29 protein-coding genes are annotated in these 20,367 nt (G+C 44.1%); all 29 read left to right on the forward strand.

Going from position 1 to position 20,367, the window contains the following annotated elements:
• The first annotated feature begins 49 nt into the window (after positions 1–49).
• The 29 genes from rpoC (at position 50) to secY (ending at position 20,327) form a co-directional block, all read left to right on the forward strand.
• Positions 50–3,649, forward strand: coding sequence for a DNA-directed RNA polymerase subunit beta' (rpoC, locus tag NQS30_RS20220; RefSeq protein WP_007410398.1), 3,600 nt, complete (start codon positions 50–52; stop codon positions 3,647–3,649).
• 168 nt (positions 3,650–3,817) lie between these two features.
• On the forward strand, positions 3,818–4,066 hold the full coding sequence (locus NQS30_RS20225) for a 50S ribosomal protein L7ae-like protein (protein ID WP_003156443.1): 249 nt from the start codon (positions 3,818–3,820) through the stop codon (positions 4,064–4,066).
• A gap of 115 nt (positions 4,067–4,181) precedes the next feature.
• Complete coding sequence (gene rpsL, locus NQS30_RS20230) at positions 4,182–4,598, forward strand: 30S ribosomal protein S12 (RefSeq protein ID WP_003156445.1); 417 nt, start codon at positions 4,182–4,184, stop codon at positions 4,596–4,598.
• Between the two features lie 39 nt (positions 4,599–4,637).
• Entirely contained in the window at positions 4,638–5,108 is a 471-nt protein-coding gene (gene rpsG, locus NQS30_RS20235) for a 30S ribosomal protein S7 (RefSeq protein WP_003156447.1), read from the forward strand.
• A gap of 52 nt (positions 5,109–5,160) precedes the next feature.
• Positions 5,161–7,239 (forward strand): elongation factor G, encoded by a 2,079-nt coding sequence (gene fusA, locus NQS30_RS20240; RefSeq protein WP_007410399.1) that lies wholly within the window; start codon positions 5,161–5,163, stop codon positions 7,237–7,239.
• A gap of 119 nt (positions 7,240–7,358) precedes the next feature.
• Positions 7,359–8,549 (forward strand): elongation factor Tu, encoded by a 1,191-nt coding sequence (tuf, locus tag NQS30_RS20245; protein WP_007410400.1) that lies wholly within the window; start codon positions 7,359–7,361, stop codon positions 8,547–8,549.
• A 103-nt stretch (positions 8,550–8,652) separates the two neighbouring features.
• Positions 8,653–9,618, forward strand: coding sequence for an alpha/beta fold hydrolase (locus NQS30_RS20250; protein WP_085341675.1), 966 nt, complete (start codon positions 8,653–8,655; stop codon positions 9,616–9,618).
• 248 nt (positions 9,619–9,866) lie between these two features.
• Complete coding sequence (gene rpsJ / locus NQS30_RS20255) at positions 9,867–10,175, forward strand: 30S ribosomal protein S10 (RefSeq protein WP_003156464.1); 309 nt, start codon at positions 9,867–9,869, stop codon at positions 10,173–10,175.
• 39 nt (positions 10,176–10,214) lie between these two features.
• Positions 10,215–10,844 carry a 50S ribosomal protein L3 gene (rplC, locus tag NQS30_RS20260; protein ID WP_007410402.1) on the forward strand — a complete coding sequence of 210 codons (630 nt, stop codon included), beginning with the start codon at positions 10,215–10,217 and terminating at the stop codon, positions 10,842–10,844.
• A 27-nt stretch (positions 10,845–10,871) separates the two neighbouring features.
• The gene (gene rplD / locus NQS30_RS20265; protein WP_007615239.1) at positions 10,872–11,495 is read left to right on the forward strand and encodes a 50S ribosomal protein L4; all 624 of its coding nucleotides are present in this window, start codon (positions 10,872–10,874) and stop codon (positions 11,493–11,495) included.
• Positions 11,495–11,782, forward strand: a complete 288-nt coding sequence (gene rplW / locus NQS30_RS20270; RefSeq protein WP_003156467.1) for a 50S ribosomal protein L23 — start codon at positions 11,495–11,497, stop codon at positions 11,780–11,782. Before rplD ends, rplW begins: the two co-directional genes overlap by 1 nt.
• Before the next feature lie 31 nt (positions 11,783–11,813).
• Positions 11,814–12,647: a 50S ribosomal protein L2 gene (rplB, locus tag NQS30_RS20275; RefSeq protein WP_003156470.1), complete on the forward strand. Its 834-nt coding sequence runs from the start codon at positions 11,814–11,816 to the stop codon at positions 12,645–12,647.
• A gap of 57 nt (positions 12,648–12,704) precedes the next feature.
• The gene (gene rpsS, locus NQS30_RS20280; RefSeq protein WP_003156472.1) at positions 12,705–12,983 is read left to right on the forward strand and encodes a 30S ribosomal protein S19; all 279 of its coding nucleotides are present in this window, start codon (positions 12,705–12,707) and stop codon (positions 12,981–12,983) included.
• A gap of 16 nt (positions 12,984–12,999) precedes the next feature.
• Entirely contained in the window at positions 13,000–13,341 is a 342-nt protein-coding gene (gene rplV / locus NQS30_RS20285; RefSeq protein ID WP_003156475.1) for a 50S ribosomal protein L22, read from the forward strand.
• A gap of 3 nt (positions 13,342–13,344) precedes the next feature.
• Entirely contained in the window at positions 13,345–14,001 is a 657-nt protein-coding gene (gene rpsC / locus NQS30_RS20290; protein WP_003156476.1) for a 30S ribosomal protein S3, read from the forward strand.
• A gap of 1 nt (position 14,002) precedes the next feature.
• The gene (gene rplP, locus NQS30_RS20295) at positions 14,003–14,437 is read left to right on the forward strand and encodes a 50S ribosomal protein L16 (RefSeq protein WP_003156478.1); all 435 of its coding nucleotides are present in this window, start codon (positions 14,003–14,005) and stop codon (positions 14,435–14,437) included.
• The gene (gene rpmC, locus NQS30_RS20300; protein WP_003156482.1) at positions 14,427–14,627 is read left to right on the forward strand and encodes a 50S ribosomal protein L29; all 201 of its coding nucleotides are present in this window, start codon (positions 14,427–14,429) and stop codon (positions 14,625–14,627) included. Before rplP ends, rpmC begins: the two co-directional genes overlap by 11 nt.
• Positions 14,628–14,649: 22 nt before the next feature.
• Positions 14,650–14,913, forward strand: coding sequence for a 30S ribosomal protein S17 (gene rpsQ / locus NQS30_RS20305; protein WP_003156484.1), 264 nt, complete (start codon positions 14,650–14,652; stop codon positions 14,911–14,913).
• A gap of 40 nt (positions 14,914–14,953) precedes the next feature.
• Positions 14,954–15,322 (forward strand): 50S ribosomal protein L14, encoded by a 369-nt coding sequence (gene rplN / locus NQS30_RS20310; RefSeq protein WP_007410404.1) that lies wholly within the window; start codon positions 14,954–14,956, stop codon positions 15,320–15,322.
• Between the two features lie 36 nt (positions 15,323–15,358).
• Complete coding sequence (rplX, locus tag NQS30_RS20315) at positions 15,359–15,670, forward strand: 50S ribosomal protein L24 (protein ID WP_003156486.1); 312 nt, start codon at positions 15,359–15,361, stop codon at positions 15,668–15,670.
• 26 nt (positions 15,671–15,696) lie between these two features.
• Entirely contained in the window at positions 15,697–16,236 is a 540-nt protein-coding gene (rplE, locus tag NQS30_RS20320; protein ID WP_003156487.1) for a 50S ribosomal protein L5, read from the forward strand.
• A 22-nt stretch (positions 16,237–16,258) separates the two neighbouring features.
• Positions 16,259–16,444 (forward strand): 30S ribosomal protein S14, encoded by a 186-nt coding sequence (gene rpsN / locus NQS30_RS20325; protein ID WP_003156488.1) that lies wholly within the window; start codon positions 16,259–16,261, stop codon positions 16,442–16,444.
• A gap of 31 nt (positions 16,445–16,475) precedes the next feature.
• Complete coding sequence (gene rpsH / locus NQS30_RS20330) at positions 16,476–16,874, forward strand: 30S ribosomal protein S8 (RefSeq protein WP_003156489.1); 399 nt, start codon at positions 16,476–16,478, stop codon at positions 16,872–16,874.
• 30 nt (positions 16,875–16,904) lie between these two features.
• Positions 16,905–17,444: a 50S ribosomal protein L6 gene (gene rplF, locus NQS30_RS20335; protein ID WP_003156490.1), complete on the forward strand. Its 540-nt coding sequence runs from the start codon at positions 16,905–16,907 to the stop codon at positions 17,442–17,444.
• Positions 17,445–17,478: 34 nt separating this feature from the next.
• Positions 17,479–17,841: a 50S ribosomal protein L18 gene (gene rplR / locus NQS30_RS20340; protein WP_003156492.1), complete on the forward strand. Its 363-nt coding sequence runs from the start codon at positions 17,479–17,481 to the stop codon at positions 17,839–17,841.
• Positions 17,842–17,865: 24 nt separating this feature from the next.
• Positions 17,866–18,366, forward strand: a complete 501-nt coding sequence (gene rpsE, locus NQS30_RS20345; protein ID WP_003156493.1) for a 30S ribosomal protein S5 — start codon at positions 17,866–17,868, stop codon at positions 18,364–18,366.
• Between the two features lie 13 nt (positions 18,367–18,379).
• Complete coding sequence (gene rpmD, locus NQS30_RS20350) at positions 18,380–18,559, forward strand: 50S ribosomal protein L30 (protein ID WP_003156497.1); 180 nt, start codon at positions 18,380–18,382, stop codon at positions 18,557–18,559.
• A 30-nt stretch (positions 18,560–18,589) separates the two neighbouring features.
• On the forward strand, positions 18,590–19,030 hold the full coding sequence (gene rplO, locus NQS30_RS20355; protein WP_007410405.1) for a 50S ribosomal protein L15: 441 nt from the start codon (positions 18,590–18,592) through the stop codon (positions 19,028–19,030).
• A 1-nt stretch (position 19,031) separates the two neighbouring features.
• Positions 19,032–20,327, forward strand: coding sequence for a preprotein translocase subunit SecY (secY, locus tag NQS30_RS20360; RefSeq protein ID WP_007615246.1), 1,296 nt, complete (start codon positions 19,032–19,034; stop codon positions 20,325–20,327).
• Positions 20,328–20,367 lie beyond the last annotated feature (40 nt).

Here is a 20,367-nt window from a genome sequence, read left to right on the forward strand (position 1 = left end):
AAGGCAAGTGACATCGGTTAATCCGAAGATAAAAAGGGAGGTAGGCCCCTTGCTAGATGTGAACAATTTTGAGTATATGAACATCGGTCTTGCTTCACCGGATAAAATCCGTTCATGGTCTTTTGGTGAAGTGAAAAAGCCTGAAACGATAAACTATCGTACATTGAAACCTGAAAAGGACGGCCTGTTCTGCGAACGCATTTTCGGACCGACTAAGGACTGGGAATGTCATTGCGGCAAGTACAAGCGGGTTCGTTATAAAGGCGTAGTTTGTGACCGTTGCGGAGTTGAAGTAACGCGGGCTAAGGTCCGTCGTGAGAGAATGGGGCATATTGAACTGGCTGCCCCGGTTTCTCACATTTGGTATTTCAAAGGTATTCCGAGCCGTATGGGTCTTGTATTGGATATGTCACCGCGTGCGCTGGAAGAAGTTATTTACTTTGCTTCTTACGTCGTAACTGACCCGGCCAATACACCGCTCGAAAAGAAACAGCTTTTATCTGAAAAGGAATACCGTGCGTATCTGGATAAGTACGGAAACAAATTCCAAGCCTCTATGGGTGCGGAAGCCATTAATAAACTTCTGCAGGACATCGACCTTGTCAAAGAAGTTGATATGTTAAAAGAAGAGCTGAAGACTTCTCAAGGACAGCGCCGTACACGTGCGATCAAACGCCTTGAAGTGCTTGAAGCCTTCCGTAATTCAGGAAACAAGCCGTCTTGGATGATCCTCGACGTGCTTCCGGTTATTCCGCCTGAATTAAGACCGATGGTTCAGCTTGACGGCGGACGTTTCGCAACGTCTGACCTGAACGACCTTTACCGTCGTGTCATCAACCGTAATAACCGTTTAAAACGTCTGTTAGACCTCGGCGCGCCAAGCATCATCGTTCAGAACGAAAAACGTATGCTTCAGGAAGCAGTCGATGCTCTGATTGACAACGGACGCCGCGGCCGTCCGGTTACCGGACCGGGTAACCGTCCGCTTAAATCTCTTTCTCACATGCTGAAAGGGAAACAAGGGCGTTTCCGTCAGAACCTTCTCGGTAAACGTGTAGACTACTCAGGACGTTCCGTTATCGTCGTAGGTCCGCATCTGAAAATGTATCAGTGCGGTTTGCCGAAGGAAATGGCGCTTGAGCTCTTCAAGCCTTTCGTCATGAAAGAGCTTGTTGAAAAAGGCCTTGCTCACAATATCAAGAGCGCAAAACGCAAAATCGAACGCGTGCAGCCTGAAGTATGGGATGTACTTGAATCTGTCATTAAGGAGCATCCGGTCTTACTGAACCGTGCCCCTACTCTTCACAGATTAGGTATCCAGGCTTTCGAACCGACGCTTGTTGAAGGACGCGCCATCCGTCTTCACCCGTTAGTATGTACAGCTTATAACGCTGACTTTGACGGTGACCAAATGGCGGTTCACGTACCTTTATCAGCTGAGGCTCAAGCTGAGGCGCGTATTCTGATGCTTGCGGCCCAAAACATCTTGAACCCTAAAGATGGTAAACCGGTTGTTACGCCGTCTCAGGATATGGTATTAGGAAACTACTACCTGACGCTTGAGCGCGCCGGAGCAGTCGGCGAGGGTATGGTTTTCAAAAATACGGACGAAGCGCTTCTTGCTTATCAAAACGGTTATGTTCACCTTCATACGAGAGTTGCTGTTGCAGCGAACTCCCTTAAGAATGTGACATTTACTGAAGAACAGCGTTCAAAATTGTTAATTACAACTGTCGGTAAGCTCGTCTTCAATGAAATTCTTCCGGAATCATTCCCTTACATGAATGAACCAACGAAGAGCAACATTGAAGAGAAGACACCTGACCGTTTCTTCTTAGATAAAGGTGCTGACGTAAAAGCTGTGATTGCTGAGCAGCCGATCAACGCACCGTTTAAAAAAGGCATTCTCGGTAAAATCATCGCGGAAATCTTTAAACGATTCCATATCACGGAAACGTCTAAAATGCTTGACCGCATGAAAAACCTCGGTTTCAGATATTCAACGAAAGCCGGCATCACAGTAGGGGTTTCTGATATCGTCGTTCTCGATGACAAACAGGAAATCCTAGAAGAAGCACAAAGCAAAGTTGATAATGTCCTGAAACAGTTCAGACGCGGTTTAATCACCGAAGAAGAACGTTATGAAAGAGTCATTTCAATTTGGAGTTCAGCGAAAGATGTTATCCAAGGCAAACTGATGAAATCATTAGACGAAGTCAACCCGATCTACATGATGAGTGACTCAGGAGCCCGTGGTAACGCATCTAACTTTACACAGCTTGCGGGTATGCGCGGTCTGATGGCCAACCCGGCTGGACGAATCATTGAATTGCCGATTAAATCAAGTTTCCGTGAAGGTCTGACAGTATTGGAGTACTTTATCTCCACTCACGGTGCGCGTAAAGGTCTTGCCGATACCGCCCTGAAAACAGCTGACTCAGGTTACCTTACACGCCGTCTTGTTGATGTTGCGCAGGATGTTATCATTCGTGAAACAGATTGCGGAACAGACCGCGGTATTCTTGCAAAACCGCTCAAAGAAGGCACGGAAATCATCGAGCGTCTGGAAGAGCGTCTGATCGGACGTTTCGCCAGAAAACAGATCAAACATCCTGAAACGGGTGCTGTGCTCATTAACGAAAATGAATTGATCGATGAAGATAAAGCGCTGGAAATCGTTGAAGCCGGAATCGAAGAAGTGTGGATCCGTTCTGCGTTCACATGTAACACTCCTCATGGTGTATGTAAACGATGCTACGGACGTAACCTTGCAACCGGAACTGATGTTGAAGTCGGCGAAGCAGTAGGTATTATCGCCGCTCAATCTATCGGTGAGCCTGGAACACAGTTAACAATGCGTACGTTCCACACAGGCGGGGTTGCCGGAGACGATATCACACAAGGTCTTCCGCGTATCCAAGAGCTTTTCGAAGCGCGTAATCCGAAAGGTCAAGCGACGATTTCTGAGATTGACGGTACAATTGCCGAAATCAATGAAGTCCGCGACAAACAGCAGGAGATTGTTGTTCAGGGCGCTGTTGAGACACGTTCATACACGGCACCTTACAACTCACGCCTGAAAGTGGCTGAGGGTGATCAGATTACCCGCGGTCAAGTGCTGACAGAAGGTTCAATCGATCCGAAAGAACTTCTTAAAGTCACTGACCTGACAACGGTTCAGGAATATCTTCTGCATGAGGTTCAGAAAGTTTACCGTATGCAGGGGGTTGAAATCGGCGATAAACACGTAGAAGTAATGGTTCGCCAGATGCTTCGCAAAGTCCGTGTGATCGATGCCGGAGATACTGATGTTCTCCCTGGCACATTGCTTGATATTCACCAATTCACAGAAGCGAACAAAAAAGTGCTGCTTGAAGGCAATCGACCTGCTACAGGCCGTCCTGTCCTTCTCGGTATCACAAAAGCTTCACTCGAGACGGATTCATTCTTGTCTGCCGCATCATTCCAAGAAACAACACGCGTTCTTACAGATGCTGCGATTAAAGGCAAGCGCGATGAACTTCTCGGCCTGAAAGAGAATGTTATCATCGGTAAGCTGGTTCCGGCCGGTACCGGTATGATGAATTACAGAAAAGTAAAACCTGTTTCAAACGTTCAGCCTTCGGAAGATATGGTTCCGGCTGAATAATAGAAACTGCTGCAGGAAAGGCTGTTTCGACAGCTTTTCCTCAGTATTACAATTATTCTGGCGGTGGACTGCACTAAAAAATGTCATACGTTGTTGACATCCGTCCCGCAGAGTGATAATATAACCAAGGTGCTCGAAATAAAACCTGTTACTTTGGAGGATATGTTTATGTCTTATGATAAAGTATCACAGGCCAAATCAATTATTATTGGTACGAAGCAAACAGTGAAAGCTCTAAAACGAGGTTCAGTGAAGGAAGTCGTCGTGGCAAAAGACGCGGATTCAGTTCTTACAGCTGGCGTTATCCAGCTTGCAAAGAACCAAAATACCGCTGTCTGTATGGTGGATTCCATGAAAAAGCTCGGCAAAGCCTGCGGAATTGAAGTGGGAGCAGCAGCTGTTGCCATTATGTTATAGCGTACTTTTTGTTTTTATATAAGATATCAATCTTGTGTAAAGACATTGTTTTTTGCCTAATGATGAACCACCTGGGTATGTGGGTTATAAAACGTAATGAAGGGAGGAACACAACATGCCTACAATTAATCAGCTAATTCGCAAGGGACGCGTGAGCAAAGTTGAAAACTCTAAGTCACCTGCACTAAACAAAGGATACAACAGCTTTAAAAAAGAGCACACTAACGTATCTTCTCCACAAAAACGCGGGGTATGTACTCGTGTGGGTACAATGACACCGAAAAAACCGAACTCAGCACTTCGTAAATATGCTCGTGTTCGTTTGACTAACGGAATCGAGGTTACTGCCTACATTCCTGGTATCGGTCACAACCTGCAAGAGCACAGCGTTGTACTGATCCGCGGCGGACGTGTAAAAGACTTACCGGGGGTACGCTACCACATCGTTCGTGGCGCGCTTGATACTGCCGGAGTTGAAAACCGTGCGCAAGGCCGTTCTAAATACGGTACGAAACGTCCTAAAGCAAAGTAATCAAATAAATCATTAAAACTATGAAGGGAGGATATTCAGATGCCACGTAAAGGTCCTGTAGCAAAAAGAGATGTTTTACCTGATCCGCTTTACAACTCTAAGCTGGTATCCCGCCTGATCAACAAAATGATGATCGACGGTAAAAAAGGTAAATCTCAAACAATCCTATACAAGTCATTCGATATCATTAAAGAACGCACTGGCAATGATGCAATGGAGGTTTTCGAACAAGCATTGAAAAACATCATGCCTGTACTTGAAGTAAAAGCACGCCGTGTAGGTGGAGCTAACTACCAAGTGCCTGTAGAAGTTCGTCCTGAACGCCGTACAACTCTTGGTCTTCGCTGGTTGGTTAACTATGCGCGTCTTCGCGGAGAAAAAACAATGGAAGAGCGCCTGGCTAACGAAATTCTTGATGCAGCTAACAACACTGGTGCTGCCGTTAAGAAACGTGAAGACACTCACAAGATGGCAGAAGCGAACAAAGCATTTGCTCACTACCGCTGGTAGGATTCATATAATCAAAATAATAATTCCCTAATAAGGAAGGAGAAATTACCCAATGGCAAGAGAGTTCTCCTTAGAAAAAACTCGTAATATCGGGATCATGGCTCACATCGATGCCGGTAAAACGACTACTACAGAACGGATCTTGTTCTACACAGGCCGTATCCACAAAATTGGCGAAACTCACGAAGGTGCTTCGCAAATGGACTGGATGGAGCAGGAACAAGAACGCGGTATCACAATCACTTCTGCAGCAACGACTGCACAGTGGAAAGGTTACCGTGTAAACATCATCGATACACCGGGACACGTAGACTTCACAGTTGAAGTTGAACGTTCACTCCGTGTACTTGATGGTGCGGTTGCCGTACTTGATGCTCAATCAGGTGTTGAGCCTCAGACAGAAACAGTATGGCGCCAAGCAACAACTTACGGAGTGCCGCGCGTTGTATTTGTCAACAAAATGGACAAAATCGGCGCAGACTTCCTTTACTCTGTAGGCACTTTAAGAGACCGTCTTCAAGCTAACGCTCACGCAATTCAATTGCCGATCGGCGCTGAAGACAACTTCGAAGGTATCATTGACTTAGTAGAAAACGTTGCGTATTTCTACGAAGATGACCTTGGAACTCGTTCAGATGCGAAAGAAATCCCTGAAGAGTACAAAGAGCAAGCTGAAGAGCTTCGCAGCAGTTTGATTGAAGCTGTAGCTGAGCTTGATGAAGAGCTTATGGAAAAGTACCTTGAAGGTGAAGAAATCACTATCCCTGAACTGAAAGCTGCTATCCGTAAAGGTACACTGAATGTTGAATTCTACCCTGTACTTGTTGGTTCTGCTTTCAAAAACAAAGGTGTTCAGCTTGTACTTGATGCTGTTCTTGACTACCTTCCTGCGCCAACTGATGTTGCTGCAATCAAAGGTGTACGTCCTGACACAGATGAAGAGATCGTTCGTCATTCTTCTGATGAAGAGCCGTTCTCTGCACTTGCATTTAAAGTTATGACTGACCCTTATGTCGGTAAGCTGACATTCTTCCGCGTATATTCCGGTACACTTGATTCCGGTTCATATGTAAAGAACTCTACAAAAGGCAAGCGTGAGCGCGTAGGACGTATCCTTCAAATGCACGCTAACAGCCGTGAAGAGATCTCTACTGTTTACGCTGGAGACATCGCAGCTGCTGTAGGTCTAAAAGATACTTCTACTGGAGATACTCTATGTGATGAGAAGGATCTTGTAATCCTTGAATCAATGGAATTCCCAGAGCCTGTTATCGACGTAGCGATTGAGCCTAAATCAAAAGCTGACCAAGATAAAATGGGTATCGCTTTAGCGAAACTTGCTGAAGAAGATCCTACATTCCGTACACAAACAAACCCTGAAACGGGTCAAACAATCATCTCTGGTATGGGTGAGCTTCACCTTGATATCATTGTTGATCGTATGAAGCGTGAGTTCAAAGTTGAAGCTAACGTTGGTGCTCCTCAAGTTGCGTACCGTGAGACATTCCGTACCGGTGCAAAAGTTGAAGGTAAATTCGTACGTCAATCAGGCGGACGCGGTCAGTTCGGTCACGTTTGGATCGAATTTGAACCGAACGAAGAAGGCGCTGGCTTTGAATTCGAAAACGCAATCGTCGGTGGTGTTGTTCCTCGTGAATACATCCCAGCCGTACAAGCAGGTCTTGAAGACTCTCTTGAAAATGGTGTCCTAGCCGGATTCCCGCTAATCGACATCAAGGCGAAACTTTTTGATGGATCTTACCATGATGTTGACTCAAACGAAATGGCGTTTAAAGTCGCTGCTTCTATGGCATTGAAAAATGCAGTCAGCAAATGTAACCCAGTTCTTCTTGAACCAATCATGAAAGTTGAAGTTGTTATTCCTGAAGAATACATGGGAGACATCATGGGTGATGTTACTTCTCGTCGCGGACGCGTAGAAGGTATGGAAGCTCGCGGTAACGCTCAAGTTGTGCGTGCGATGGTACCTCTTGCTGAAATGTTCGGTTACGCTACTGCCCTTCGTTCTAACACGCAAGGACGCGGTACGTTCACAATGTTCATGGATCACTACGAAGAAGTGCCGAAGAGCATCGCTGAAGAAATTATCAAAAAAAATAAAGGCGAATAATTGATTTTGCCACTTAACTCAAGTATAACTACTATTGTAAGATGAGGAAGTGAAAGCTTGCTTTCACTTTCTATCACTCTATACATTACTAATTAAAAGCTCTTAAGGAGGATTTTAGAATGGCTAAAGAAAAATTCGACCGTTCCAAATCACATGCCAATATCGGTACAATTGGACACGTTGACCATGGTAAAACAACATTAACTGCTGCTATCTCAACAGTACTTCATAAGAAATCTGGTAAAGGTACAGCTATGGCGTACGATCAAATTGATGGTGCTCCAGAAGAACGTGAGCGCGGTATCACAATCTCTACTGCACACGTTGAGTACGAAACTGACACTCGTCACTATGCACACGTTGACTGCCCAGGACACGCTGACTATGTTAAAAACATGATCACTGGTGCTGCGCAAATGGACGGAGCTATCCTTGTAGTATCTGCTGCTGATGGCCCAATGCCACAAACTCGTGAGCACATCCTTCTTTCTAAAAACGTTGGTGTACCATACATCGTAGTATTCCTTAACAAATGCGACATGGTAGACGACGAAGAGCTTCTTGAGCTTGTTGAAATGGAAGTTCGCGATCTTCTTAGCGAATACGACTTCCCTGGTGATGATGTACCAGTTGTTAAAGGTTCTGCTCTTAAAGCTCTTGAAGGTGACGCTGAGTACGAAGAAAAAATTCTTGAACTTATGGCTGCAGTTGACGAGTACATCCCAACTCCAGAACGCGACACTGACAAACCATTCATGATGCCAGTTGAGGACGTATTCTCAATCACTGGTCGTGGTACAGTTGCTACTGGCCGTGTAGAACGCGGACAAGTTAAAGTCGGTGACGAAGTTGAAATCATCGGTCTTCAAGAAGAAAACAGCAAAACAACTGTTACAGGTGTTGAAATGTTCCGTAAGCTTCTTGACTATGCTGAAGCTGGAGACAACATCGGTGCACTTCTTCGCGGTGTAGCTCGTGAAGACATCCAACGTGGACAAGTACTTGCTAAACCAGGTACAATCACTCCACACAGCAAATTCAAAGCTGAAGTTTACGTTCTTTCTAAAGAAGAGGGTGGACGTCATACTCCATTCTTCTCTAACTACCGTCCTCAGTTCTACTTCCGTACAACTGACGTAACTGGTATCATCAATCTTCCAGAAGGCGTAGAAATGGTTATGCCTGGAGATAACACTGAAATGATCGTTGAACTTATCTCTACAATCGCTATCGAAGAAGGAACTCGTTTCTCTATTCGTGAAGGCGGACGTACAGTTGGTTCAGGCGTTGTTTCTACAATCACTGAGTAATCGACTCGTTCATTAATGCGGGGTCCCTTATGGGGCCTCGTTTTTTTGTTTCCCCGCTGATTCCATGTATAATAGAACGTATACAAATTTTAGGAGCAGAGCGATGAACGATAACTTCAAGAAAACCAATCGTATTTCAATGCTTCAGCAATTGCTGATTAATGGCAGTGAACAAACCATTATGATTAATGGTGATGACAGGAGTAATCCGCTGCTTTTGTTTTTGCACGGCGGTCCCGGCACGCCTCAAATCGGCTATGCGAGAAAATACCAGAATAAGCTGGAAAAGCATTTCACCGTTGTGAACTGGGATCAGAGAGGGGCGGGTCTCTCTTATTCAAAGGAAATTCCGGGTTCATCTATGACCTTGGATCAGCTGACAGCCGATACCATTCATTTGACCGAACGCCTATGCAAGCAATTCAGCAGGCAAAAAATATATATCGCCGGCTATTCGTGGGGTTCAGTTCTGGCGCTTCATGTTCTTCAAGAGAGGCCTGATTTGTATTATGCGTATATCGGTATCAGTCAGGTGGTTAATATTCAAAAGGAAGAAACGGAAGCTTACCGGCTGATGATGGAATGGAGCAGGCAACGCAAACATTTCCTGCTGGAAAAGACGCTGAGCTTTATCGGAGCGCCTCCATGGGAGAAACAGCTGCAGCGAACGTTGTTTCTGCTTTGTATCGAGATGAGGGGAGGGGGCTTTACCCATCATCCGATCGGTGCTCTTAAAGCAGGGGGGCGAATGCTGTTTGGTGAACCGTACGGTGTGAGAGGGAGTTTCTTAGCCGCGCGGGGACAAATGTTCAGCCTGAAACACCTGTGGGAGGATCTCATTTTCTTTGATGCCGGAGAATCAGTTTCTTCTATTATAATACCGTGCTGTTTTATGTCAGGGAGATACGATTTGACGGTCCCGGGGACGACGTCTTATGAATATTATCAGAAGGTTGATGCGCCGTATAAAGAATGGCATTGGTTTGAGAACTCAGCCCATTCGCCTCACTTGGAGGAACCGGATCGCTTTGCCGAAGTTGTCAGCCGGTTCGCATCGTTCCATCTCTGAAAGAAAACAGGCATATCCTTGATTAATCATGGTATCACCTGTATAATAATCAAAGTGTGAAAACCACAAGGTTCTTTAAATAAACCTTGCAACATGCGTCTATTTTCTGTATAATAGTGTATGTTGGTCTTTGACTGCGATGAAGTGAGAGGTTGCTGACACACCCGGCCGCTTTGCCATGGCAAGGTGATCAGGTTTTTCTCACGGAGAACTGTCTAACGTGATGTAGGCGAAAAGGAGGGAAAATAATGGCAAAACAAAAAATTCGTATTCGTTTAAAAGCATATGATCATAGAATCCTTGATCAATCTGCAGAGAAGATTGTTGAAACGGCAAAACGTTCTGGTGCCAGCGTATCTGGTCCGATTCCGTTGCCAACTGAAAAATCAGTTTACACAATCCTTCGTGCGGTGCACAAATACAAAGATTCTCGTGAGCAATTTGAAATGCGTACACATAAACGTTTAATCGATATTGTGAACCCAACACCACAAACTGTTGATGCTCTCATGCGATTAGACTTACCATCTGGTGTCGATATCGAAATCAAACTTTAATTCTAAAATATAGAATGATCTTAATAGGAGGTGTGACGAATGACCAAAGGAATCTTAGGAAGAAAAATTGGTATGACGCAAGTATTCGCAGAGAACGGTGATCTTATCCCGGTAACTGTTATTGAAGCAGCTCCAAACGTTGTTCTTCAAAAGAAAACAGCTGAAAATGATGGCTATGAAGCGATCCAGCTTGGTTTTGACGATAAGCGTGAAAAGCTTTCAAACAAACCGGAAAAAGGACACGTTGCAAAAGCGGAAACTGCTCCTAAGCGCTTCGTTAAAGAATTACGCGGCGTGGATATGGATGCGTATGAAATTGGTCAGGAAGTCAAGGTTGAAATTTTCTCTGCAGGAGAAATCGTAGATGTAACAGGAGTATCTAAAGGTAAAGGTTTCCAAGGTGCAATCAAGCGCCACGGACAATCTCGCGGACCTATGTCTCACGGTTCACGCTACCACCGTCGTCCTGGTTCAATGGGACCTGTAGATCCTAACCGTGTATTCAAAGGTAAACTATTACCTGGACGCATGGGCGGAGATCAAATCACTGTCCAAAACCTTGAAATCGTAAAAGTAGATGCTGAGCGCAATCTTCTTTTGATTAAAGGTAACGTACCTGGTGCGAGAAAAACTTTAATCACTGTTAAAAGTGCTGTTAAATCTAAATAAGTCTCTTAGGAAAGGAGGAAATTGATCATGCCAAAAGTAGCATTATACAACCAAAACGGTTCTACTGCTGGTGATATCGAATTAAACGCGTCTGTATTTGGAATTGAGCCAAATGAGAGCGTAGTATTCGACGCTATTCTTATGCAAAGAGCTTCCTTACGTCAAGGATCTCACAAAGTAAAAAATCGTTCTGAAGTACGCGGCGGAGGTCGCAAACCATGGCGTCAAAAAGGTACAGGTCGTGCCCGTCAAGGTTCAATCCGTTCACCGCAATGGCGCGGAGGTGGTGTCGTATTCGGCCCAACACCACGCAGCTATTCTTACAAATTACCTAAAAAAGTTCGCCGCTTGGCAATCAAATCAGTATTGTCTTCTAAAGTGAACGACAACAACATTATTGTTCTTGAAGATCTTACTCTTGATACGGTTAAAACAAAAGAAATGGCAGCTATCCTTAAAGGATTATCTGTTGAGAAAAAAGCTTTAATCGTAACTGCGGATGCAAACGAAGCAGTATCTCTTTCTGCACGCAACATCCCTGGAGTTACAGTTGTTCAAGCTAACGGAATCAACGTGTTAGACGTTGTCAACCACGAGAAGCTTCTGATTACAAAAGCTGCGGTTGAAAAAGTAGAGGAGGTGCTTGCATAATGAAAGATCCTCGTGATGTTCTTAAGCGCCCCGTCATTACTGAACGTTCTGCTGATTTAATGACTGAAAAAAAATATACTTTTGAAGTTGATGTAAGAGCTAACAAAACAGAAGTGAAAGATGCAGTTGAAAGTATCTTTGGAGTGAAAGTTGACAAAGTCAACATCATGAACTACAAAGGGAAATCAAAACGTGTCGGCCGCTACACTGGTATGACTAGCCGTCGCAGAAAAGCGATCGTAAAACTTACTGCAGACAGCAAAGAAATCGAAATTTTTGAAGCTTAATTATCTGTAAAAAGAAGGAGGGAAATTCAAAATGGCGATTAAAAAGTATAAACCGACCTCTAACGGACGTCGTGGCATGACAACTTCAGATTTTGCTGAAATCACGACTGACCAGCCGGAAAAATCCTTGCTTGCGCCCCTTCACAAAAAAGGCGGACGTAACAACCAAGGTAAATTGACTGTACGTCACCAAGGTGGCGGACACAAACGCCAATACCGTGTTATCGACTTCAAACGCGATAAAGATGGTATACCTGGACGCGTTGCTACAGTTGAGTACGATCCAAACCGTTCAGCTAACATTGCACTAATCAACTATGTAGACGGAGAAAAACGTTACATTCTTGCACCAAAAGGAATTCAAGTAGGTACTGAAATCATGTCCGGCCCTGAAGCTGACATCAAAGTAGGTAACGCACTTCCGCTTATCAACATTCCTGTTGGTACAGTTGTGCATAACATTGAATTAAAACCTGGTAAAGGCGGACAGCTTGTACGTTCAGCTGGTACATCTGCTCAGGTTCTTGGTAAAGAAGGCAAATACGTTCTTGTACGTCTTAACTCTGGTGAAGTTCGCATGATCCTTTCTGCTTGCCGCGCTTCTATCGGTCAAGTAGGTAACGAGCAGCACGAACTTATCAACGTTGGTAAAGCAGGACGCTCTCGCTGGAAAGGCATCCGCCCTACAGTCCGCGGTTCTGTAATGAACCCTAACGATCACCCGCACGGTGGTGGTGAAGGTCGCGCGCCAATCGGACGTAAATCACCAATGTCTCCTTGGGGCAAACCGACTCTTGGATTCAAGACACGTAAGAAAAAGAACAAATCTGATAAATTTATCGTACGTCGTCGTAAAAATAAATAACGGGGTTGTCTACGGTTCATTTCGGACCGTAGTGCAATCACGAAGGGAGGTTCCAAAATGGCTCGCAGCTTGAAAAAAGGACCATTTGTCGATGGACACTTGATGACAAAAATCGAGAAATTAAATGAAACGGACAAGAAACAAGTTGTAAAAACTTGGTCTCGCCGTTCAACTATTTTCCCACAATTTATCGGTCACACTATCGCAGTATATGACGGACGTAAACACGTGCCTGTATTCATTTCTGAAGACATGGTAGGCCACAAGTTGGGCGAATTCGCACCGACTCGTACTTACAAAGGCCACGCCAGTGACGATAAAAAAACAAGACGCTAAGAGAGGAGGCTTTTAAATGCAAGCTAAAGCTGTTGCAAGAACAGTCCGTATTGCTCCTCGTAAAGCACGTCTAGTAATGGACCTGATTCGAGGTAAGCAAGTAGGCGAAGCAGTATCTATCCTGAACTTAACTCCGAGAGCTGCTTCTCCGATCATCGAAAAAGTTTTAAAATCTGCTATCGCAAATGCTGAGCACAACTACGAGATGGACGCTAACAATCTGGTTATTTCTCAGGCATTTGTTGACGAAGGCCCAACGTTAAAAAGATTCCGCCCGCGTGCTATGGGACGTGCGAGCCAAATCAACAAACGTACGAGCCACATTACAATCGTTGTATCAGAAAAGAAGGAGGGATAAGTAGTGGGTCAAAAGGTAAATCCAGTCGGTCTTCGTATCGGAGTCATTCGTGATTGGGAATCTAAGTGGTACGCTGGTAAAGATTACGCTGACTTCCTGCACGAAGATTTAAAAATTCGTGAATTCATTAGCAAACGCCTTTCTGACGCTTCTGTTTCTAAAGTAGAAATCGAGCGCGCAGCAAACCGCGTTAACATTACGATCCACACTGCTAAGCCTGGTATGGTAATCGGTAAAGGCGGATCTGAAGTTGAAGCACTTCGTAAAGCCCTTAACAGCCTTACTGGCAAGCGTGTACACATTAACATTCTTGAAATCAAAAGAGCAGATCTTGATGCTCAGCTTGTAGCTGACAACATCGCTCGTCAACTAGAAAACCGTATTTCTTTCCGCCGTGCGCAGAAACAACAAATCCAACGCACTATGCGTGCTGGAGCACAAGGTGTGAAAACAATGGTTTCCGGCCGTCTTGGCGGAGCTGACATTGCTCGTTCTGAATACTACAGTGAAGGAACTGTTCCATTGCACACTTTACGTGCTGACATCGACTATGCAACATCTGAAGCTGACACAACTTACGGTAAGCTTGGTGTAAAAGTCTGGATCTATCGTGGAGAGGTTCTTCCTACTAAGAAGAAAACTGAGGAAGGAGGAAAATAATATGTTATTACCAAAACGCGTTAAATATCGCAGAGAGCATCGCGGAAAAATGCGCGGTCGCGCTAAAGGCGGTACTGAAGTACATTTTGGTGAGTACGGTATCCAGGCTCTTGAAGCTTCTTGGATCACAAACCGCCAAATCGAAGCTGCACGTATTGCGATGACTCGTTACATGAAACGTGGCGGTAAAGTTTGGATTAAAATTTTCCCTTCAAAACCTTACACTGCTAAACCGCTTGAGGTACGGATGGGTTCCGGTAAAGGGGCTCCTGAAGGCTGGGTAGCTGTTGTAAAACCGGGCAAAGTTTTATTTGAAATTTCTGGTGTGTCTGAAGAGGTAGCTCGTGAAGCTCTTCGTCTTGCATCTCACAAATTGCCAATTAAAACGAAGTTCGTAAAACGTGAAGAAATTGGTGGTGAATCAAATGAAAGCTAATGAAATTCGTGACCTTACCACTGCTGAAATTGAACAAAAAGTAAAGTCTCTTAAAGAAGAACTTTTCAATCTTCGCTTTCAATTAGCGACAGGACAACTTGAAAATACTGCTCGCATTCGTGAAGTGCGCAAAGCTATCGCGCGCATGAAAACTGTGATTCGTGAAAGAGAAATTGCTGCCAACAAATAATCACTGAGGGGAGGTCGTGAGCATGAGCGAACGTAACCAACGCAAAGTTTACCAAGGCCGTGTTGTTTCTGACAAAATGGATAAAACCATCACTGTTGTTGTTGAAACATACAAAAAGGATCCTATTTACGGTAAACGCGTAAAATACTCAAAGAAATTCAAAGCACATGATGAAAATAACCAAGCTAAAATCGGAGACATCGTAAAGATCATGGAAACTCGTCCATTATCTGCAACTAAGCGTTTTCGTCTAGTAGAAGTTGTCGAAGAAGCTGTTATTATCTAATAAAGTTCGGAATTCTTTTTCCGAAGGGAGGTAACAAATAATGATTCAACAAGAGACTCGTTTAAAAGTTGCTGACAACTCCGGTGCGCGTGAGGTACTTACTATTAAAGTTCTTGGCGGTTCTGGACGTAAAACGGCTAACATTGGTGATGTAATTGTTTGCACGGTTAAACAAGCAACACCAGGAGGCGTTGTCAAAAAAGGTGAAGTCGTAAGAGCTGTTATCGTTCGCACAAAAAGCGGAGCACGCAGAACTGACGGATCATACATCAGCTTCGATGAGAATGCATGTGTTATCATCCGTGACGACAAGAGCCCGCGTGGAACTCGTATCTTCGGACCGGTTGCCCGTGAATTACGTGAAAACAACTTCATGAAAATTGTTTCTCTGGCTCCAGAAGTTATCTAATGAAATAAATGCCTTACTCAAGGAGGTGCGATCAGGATGCATGTGAAAAAAGGCGATAAAGTAATGGTTATCTCTGGTAAAGATAAAGGCAAACAAGGTACGATCCTTGCTGCTTTCCCTAAAAAGGACCGCGTTCTAGTTGAGGGCGTAAACATGGTGAAGAAGCACTCTAAACCAACTCAAGCAAACCCTCAAGGCGGTATTTCTAATCAAGAGGCGCCAATTCATGTATCAAACGTTATGCCGCTCGATCCTAAAACAGGTGAAGTGACTCGCGTAGGATACAAAGTGGAAGATGGCAAAAAAGTTCGTGTTGCAAAAAAATCTGGGCAAGTCTTAGATAAATAGTATTTAAAGGAAGGGAGGTCTATCTCATGAACCGCCTTAAAGAAAAGTACAATAAAGAAATTTCACCTGCTTTAATGACGAAGTTCAACTACGACTCTGTTATGCAGGTGCCAAAAATCGAAAAAATCGTAATCAACATGGGTGTCGGTGATGCTGTTCAAAACGCAAAAGCAATCGACAGTGCTGTTGAAGAATTAACGTTTATCGCAGGTCAAAAACCTGTCGTTACTCGTGCGAAGAAATCAATTGCTGGATTCCGTCTTCGTGAGGGAATGCCTATCGGTGCGAAAGTAACTCTTCGCGGAGAGCGCATGTATGATTTCCTTGATAAACTTATTTCTGTATCTTTACCGCGTGTACGTGACTTCCGCGGGATTTCTAAGAAATCTTTCGACGGTCGCGGAAACTACACTCTTGGTATCAAAGAACAGTTAATCTTCCCTGAAATTGACTACGATAAAGTAACAAAGGTTCGCGGAATGGACATCGTTATCGTAACGACTGCTAACTCTGACGAAGAGGCTCGTGAGCTATTAACTCAAGTAGGTATGCCGTTCCAGAAATAATCAATGAAAGGGAGGCGAAATCGTGGCTAAAAAGTCAATGATTGCGAAACAACAACGTACACCAAAGTTTAAAGTGCAAGAGTACACTCGCTGTGAACGCTGCGGACGTCCGCACTCAGTCATTCGTAAATTTAAACTTTGCCGTATTTGTTTCCGTGAGCTTGCATATAAAGGACAAATTCCTGGCGTGAAAAAAGCCAGCTGGTAATCCCCAAGAATGGGAAGGAGGTAATTATATAATGGTTATGACAGATCCAATTGCAGATATGCTGACTCGTATTCGCAATGCAAACATGGTACGTCATGAGAAGCTTGAAATTCCTGCTTCTAAATTGAAAAGAGAAATTGCTGACATTTTAAAGCGTGAAGGTTTCATTCGTGACGTTGAGTTCGTAGAAGACAGCAAACAAGGTATCATCCGCGTTTTCTTGAAATACGGACAAAACAACGAGCGCGTTATCACTGGTCTTAAAAGAATCAGCAAACCAGGTTTGCGTGTATACGCTAAATCAAATGAAGTACCTCGCGTACTTAACGGTCTTGGAATCGCGATTATTTCTACATCACAAGGTGTTTTAACGGACAAAGAAGCCCGTGCAAAACAAGCTGGTGGAGAAGTTCTAGCATACGTTTGGTAAGAAGTTTAACAAGAATGGAGGTGTTTTAGTATGTCTCGTGTAGGTAAAAAACTGCTTGAGATCCCTTCTGGAGTTACAGTAACGCTGAACGAAGGCAACACTGTAGCTGTAAAAGGACCAAAAGGAGAATTAACTCGTACTTTCCATCCTGATATGGAAATCAAAATTGAGGACAACGTGCTTACAGTTACTCGTCCTTCTGATCACAAAGAGCACCGTGCGCTGCATGGTACGACTCGCAGTCTGCTTGGAAACATGGTTGAAGGCGTATCTAAAGGATTTGAAAGAGGTTTGGAATTAGTCGGTGTCGGTTATCGTGCGGCTAAATCCGGAAACAAACTTGTTTTAAACGTTGGATACTCTCACCCTGTTGAGATCGTTCCTGAAGAGGGCATCGAAATCGAAGTTCCTTCTCAAACTAAAGTAGTTGTAAAAGGTACAGACAAAGAGCGTGTAGGAGCTATCGCTGCCAACATCCGCGCTGTACGTTCTCCAGAGCCTTACAAAGGTAAAGGAATCCGCTACGAAGGTGAAGTTGTTCGCCGTAAAGAAGGTAAATCTGCTAAGTAAGACCGCTTAAAGTGAAGAAAGGAGTGACCTAAGGATGATTACGAAAACTAGCAAAAATGCTGCTCGTCAAAAAAGACATGCCCGTGTTCGTGCTAAACTTTCAGGCACAGCTGAAAGACCTCGTCTGAATGTGTTCCGTTCAAACAAACACATTTATGCTCAAATCATCGATGATGTAAATGGCGTTACACTTGCTAGTGCCTCTACTCTCGATAAAGATTTGAACGTGGAAAGCACTGGTGACAGCGCTGCTGCTGCTAAAGTCGGTGAACTCGTTGCGAAACGCGCTTCTGAGAAAGGTGTTTCTGACGTAGTATTTGACCGCGGCGGATACTTATACCATGGACGTGTAAAAGCTCTGGCCGATGCAGCTCGTGAAGCCGGACTGAAATTTTAATAAAAAAAGGAGGGACACATGATTATGCGTCGTATTGACCCAAGCAAATTAGAGTTAGAAGAACGCTTAGTTACGGTTAACCGCGTAGCGAAAGTTGTTAAAGGTGGTCGTCGTTTCCGTTTCGCAGCTCTAGTCGTTGTCGGTGACAAAAACGGTCACGTAGGTTTCGGTACTGGTAAAGCACAAGAAGTACCTGAAGCAATCCGCAAAGCTGTTGAAGATGCGAAAAAGAATTTGATTGAAGTACCAATGGTTGGAACTACGATTCCACACGAAATCATCGGACGTTTCGGTGCAGGCAATATCTTGTTGAAACCTGCTTCTGAAGGTACTGGAGTTATCGCTGGAGGCCCTGTACGTGCGGTACTTGAGCTTGCTGGCGTTGCTGATATCCTTTCTAAGTCTTTAGGTTCTAACACACCGATCAACATGATCCGTGCAACACTTCAAGGTTTAAGTGAGCTTAAACGTGCTGAAGAGGTTGCGAAGCTTCGTGGAAAATCTGTAGAAGAACTGTTAGGATAAGGAGGGAACATTAATGGCTAAATTAGAAATTACCCTCAAACGCAGTGTAATCGGTCGCCCAGAAGATCAGCGCGTTACTGTAAGAACACTTGGTTTAAAGAAAACAAACCAAACTGTCGTTCATGAAGATAACGCTGCGATCCGCGGTATGATTAATAAAGTATCTCATCTAGTTTCTGTTAAAGAACAATAAAAATATATTATAGGCTAAGGAGGTGTCCTAATGAAACTTCATGAATTAAAGCCTTCAGAAGGTTCACGTAAAGTACGCAATCGCGTAGGTCGTGGTATTGGTTCTGGTAACGGTAAAACAGCTGGTAAAGGTCACAAAGGTCAAAACGCTCGTTCTGGCGGCGGTGTACGCCCTGGATTCGAGGGGGGACAAATGCCTTTATTCCAACGTCTTCCTAAACGCGGTTTTACAAACATCAACCGTAAGGATTACGCTATTGTGAACGTAGACAAATTGAACGGTTTTGCGGAAGGAACGGAAGTCACTCCTGAACTTCTTCTTGAGACTGGTGTTATTAGCAAACTTAATGCAGGAGTAAAGATTCTTGGCAACGGTAAATTAGAGAAAAAATTAACTGTAAAAGCCAATAAATTCTCTGCTTCTGCGAAAGAAGCTGTTGAAGCTGCTGGCGGTACAGCTGAGGTGATCTAACTTGTTTAAGACAATCTCCAACTTTATGCGTGTGAGTGATATTCGGAATAAAATCATTTTTACATTACTCATGCTTATCGTCTTTCGCATAGGTGCATTTATCCCTGTGCCATATGTAAATGCTCAGGCGTTGCAGACACAAAGTTCGATGGGGGTTTTTGATCTCCTTAATACATTTGGCGGCGGTGCGCTTTATCAGTTCTCCATTTTTGCGATGGGAATTACGCCTTACATCACTGCTTCAATCATCATTCAGCTGCTTCAGATGGATGTTGTGCCGAAGTTTACCGAGTGGTCTAAGCAAGGTGAAGTCGGCCGCCGTAAATTAGCTCAGTTCACGAGATATTTTACGATTGTGCTTGGTTTTATCCAGGCATTAGGTATGTCTTACGGGTTTAACAACCTGGCAAACGGTATGCTGATTGAAAAATCCGGCATATCGACATATCTGATTATTGCTTTAGTACTCACTGGAGGAACTGCTTTTTTAATGTGGCTGGGAGAACAAATTACTTCCAATGGAGTAGGTAACGGAATTTCGATCATCATCTTCGCGGGGATTGTGGCTAGTATTCCGAAAACTGTTGGGCAGATTTATGAGACTCAATTTGTCGGCAGCAGCGATCAGCTGTTTATTCATATTGTAAAAATCGCTTTACTGGTGATTGCGATTTTGGCCGTTATTGTTGGTGTTATTTTCATTCAGCAGGCCGTACGCAAAATCGCGATTCAATATGCAAAAGGGCAAGGTCGTTCACCTGTTGGCGGAGGCCAGTCAACTCACCTTCCGCTTAAAGTGAATCCGGCAGGGGTTATTCCGGTAATCTTTGCGGTTGCGTTTCTTATTACGCCGCGTACTATCGCGTCATTTTTCGGAGAAAACAATGTGACAAAGTGGATTCAAGCCAACTTTGACAATACACATCCGGTGGGCATGGCGGTTTATGTCGCATTAATTATCGCCTTTACGTACTTCTATGCTTTTGTGCAGGTAAACCCTGAACAAATGGCTGATAACCTAAAAAAACAGGGTGGCTATATCCCGGGGGTTCGTCCAGGGAAAATGACTCAAGATAGAATTACGAGCATTTTGTATCGACTTACGTTTGTGGGTTCTATATTCTTAGCCGTGATTTCCATTCTTCCTATCTTTTTCATTCAATTCGCTGGATTGCCTCAAAGTGCACAGATTGGCGGAACATCATTGTTAATTGTCGTCGGGGTAGCCTTGGAGACAATGAAGCAGCTGGAGAGCCAGTTAGTGAAACGTAATTACCGAGGATTTATGAAAAATTAGAGGACTGGTTTTAACCATTCCTCTAAATAAGAGAGGACGG

This window comes from Bacillus sp. B1(2022) (genome assembly GCF_040259625.1).
In the GTDB taxonomy this organism is placed as follows: domain Bacteria; phylum Bacillota; class Bacilli; order Bacillales; family Bacillaceae; genus Bacillus; species Bacillus velezensis.

What these genes read in the sequence shown, in the direction of transcription:
- rplC (WP_007410402.1), top strand. Translation starts at nt 10,215, where the DNA reads ATGACCAAAGGAATCTTAGGAAGAAAAATTGGTATGACGCAAGTATTC.
- rplO (WP_007410405.1), top strand. Translation starts at nt 18,590, where the DNA reads ATGAAACTTCATGAATTAAAGCCTTCAGAAGGTTCACGTAAAGTACGC.
- rpmC (WP_003156482.1), top strand. Translation starts at nt 14,427, where the DNA reads ATGAAAGCTAATGAAATTCGTGACCTTACCACTGCTGAAATTGAACAA.
- rplN (WP_007410404.1), top strand. Translation starts at nt 14,954, where the DNA reads ATGATTCAACAAGAGACTCGTTTAAAAGTTGCTGACAACTCCGGTGCG.
- fusA (WP_007410399.1), top strand. Translation starts at nt 5,161, where the DNA reads ATGGCAAGAGAGTTCTCCTTAGAAAAAACTCGTAATATCGGGATCATG.
- NQS30_RS20225 (WP_003156443.1), top strand. Translation starts at nt 3,818, where the DNA reads ATGTCTTATGATAAAGTATCACAGGCCAAATCAATTATTATTGGTACG.
- rpsQ (WP_003156484.1), top strand. Translation starts at nt 14,650, where the DNA reads ATGAGCGAACGTAACCAACGCAAAGTTTACCAAGGCCGTGTTGTTTCT.
- rplF (WP_003156490.1), top strand. Translation starts at nt 16,905, where the DNA reads ATGTCTCGTGTAGGTAAAAAACTGCTTGAGATCCCTTCTGGAGTTACA.
- rpmD (WP_003156497.1), top strand. Translation starts at nt 18,380, where the DNA reads ATGGCTAAATTAGAAATTACCCTCAAACGCAGTGTAATCGGTCGCCCA.
- rplX (WP_003156486.1), top strand. Translation starts at nt 15,359, where the DNA reads ATGCATGTGAAAAAAGGCGATAAAGTAATGGTTATCTCTGGTAAAGAT.
- rplR (WP_003156492.1), top strand. Translation starts at nt 17,479, where the DNA reads ATGATTACGAAAACTAGCAAAAATGCTGCTCGTCAAAAAAGACATGCC.
- rplW (WP_003156467.1), top strand. Translation starts at nt 11,495, where the DNA reads ATGAAAGATCCTCGTGATGTTCTTAAGCGCCCCGTCATTACTGAACGT.
- rpsJ (WP_003156464.1), top strand. Translation starts at nt 9,867, where the DNA reads ATGGCAAAACAAAAAATTCGTATTCGTTTAAAAGCATATGATCATAGA.
- rpsH (WP_003156489.1), top strand. Translation starts at nt 16,476, where the DNA reads ATGGTTATGACAGATCCAATTGCAGATATGCTGACTCGTATTCGCAAT.
- rplE (WP_003156487.1), top strand. Translation starts at nt 15,697, where the DNA reads ATGAACCGCCTTAAAGAAAAGTACAATAAAGAAATTTCACCTGCTTTA.
- rplD (WP_007615239.1), top strand. Translation starts at nt 10,872, where the DNA reads ATGCCAAAAGTAGCATTATACAACCAAAACGGTTCTACTGCTGGTGAT.
- rpsG (WP_003156447.1), top strand. Translation starts at nt 4,638, where the DNA reads ATGCCACGTAAAGGTCCTGTAGCAAAAAGAGATGTTTTACCTGATCCG.
- rplV (WP_003156475.1), top strand. Translation starts at nt 13,000, where the DNA reads ATGCAAGCTAAAGCTGTTGCAAGAACAGTCCGTATTGCTCCTCGTAAA.
- rpsS (WP_003156472.1), top strand. Translation starts at nt 12,705, where the DNA reads ATGGCTCGCAGCTTGAAAAAAGGACCATTTGTCGATGGACACTTGATG.
- rplP (WP_003156478.1), top strand. Translation starts at nt 14,003, where the DNA reads ATGTTATTACCAAAACGCGTTAAATATCGCAGAGAGCATCGCGGAAAA.
- rpsE (WP_003156493.1), top strand. Translation starts at nt 17,866, where the DNA reads ATGCGTCGTATTGACCCAAGCAAATTAGAGTTAGAAGAACGCTTAGTT.
- rpsL (WP_003156445.1), top strand. Translation starts at nt 4,182, where the DNA reads ATGCCTACAATTAATCAGCTAATTCGCAAGGGACGCGTGAGCAAAGTT.
- tuf (WP_007410400.1), top strand. Translation starts at nt 7,359, where the DNA reads ATGGCTAAAGAAAAATTCGACCGTTCCAAATCACATGCCAATATCGGT.
- NQS30_RS20250 (WP_085341675.1), top strand. Translation starts at nt 8,653, where the DNA reads ATGAACGATAACTTCAAGAAAACCAATCGTATTTCAATGCTTCAGCAA.
- rplB (WP_003156470.1), top strand. Translation starts at nt 11,814, where the DNA reads ATGGCGATTAAAAAGTATAAACCGACCTCTAACGGACGTCGTGGCATG.